Annotated in this window: 1 protein-coding gene; it reads right to left on the bottom strand. The window is 74.6% G+C overall.

Translation table 11 applies throughout. The features are described from left to right. Positions 1 to 173: 173 nt before the first annotated feature. Positions 174 to 440 carry a hypothetical protein gene (locus tag ESO86_RS18215; RefSeq protein ID WP_129236073.1) on the bottom strand — a complete coding sequence of 89 codons (267 nt, stop codon included), beginning with the start codon at positions 438 to 440 and terminating at the stop codon, positions 174 to 176. Between the last annotated feature and the right edge of the window lie 206 nt (positions 441 to 646).

The following is a 646-nucleotide window of genomic DNA, read 5'->3' on the forward strand; positions in this document are numbered from 1 at the left end:
GTGCCCGTCGCGCTCGTGGCCGGCGCGATCGACGCCGATGCGTCGGGCTTCGCGGCATCCGCGTCGCTGGCCGACCTCGCAGGCGGGGGAGCGGCCGCGATGGCGGATCCGCTGCGCTGGCTCGAGGCGGCGGGCGCGGATCTCGCTCGATCGTTCGGCTGACCGGGCGGCGCTCAGCCCTTGTGCATGCCGGGGTGCGGCTTCGGGTGGCCCTCCTCCGAGCGCGTGTAGTCGCCGTGCTCCTCGGACGCCGCGTGGACGTCGGGGTGCTCTTCGGTGGAGGTGTAGTCGCCGACGACGGACTCGTCCTCCTCGACGCCGTTGCTGCGCGTGTACTCGCCCTCGACGGTCCGCTTGTGCGGCGCCTCGCCCTCGACCTCGGTGTACGTGCCCTCGACGTCGTCGGGATCGGTCGCGCGGGCCTCATCGGGTTCGGACATCATCATCGATCCTCCTGCTCGGTCGGAGGGGCGTCGTCGGACGACGACGTCCTCCCGCCATGCTACGCGCCGAGGCCCGGACCCCGCCCGGACCCGCCCGGGTCCGCCGATCGTCAGGTCGACGCCTGCGCCTGCGCCTGCGCCTGCGCCGCGTAGCGCTGCCGGATCTCCGGGCGCGTGTCGACCGGCAGCGGGGCGCCCGCCTC

Origin of the sequence: Agromyces binzhouensis (genome assembly GCF_004135055.1) — a bacterium.
GTDB lineage: Bacteria > Actinomycetota > Actinomycetes > Actinomycetales > Microbacteriaceae > Agromyces > Agromyces binzhouensis.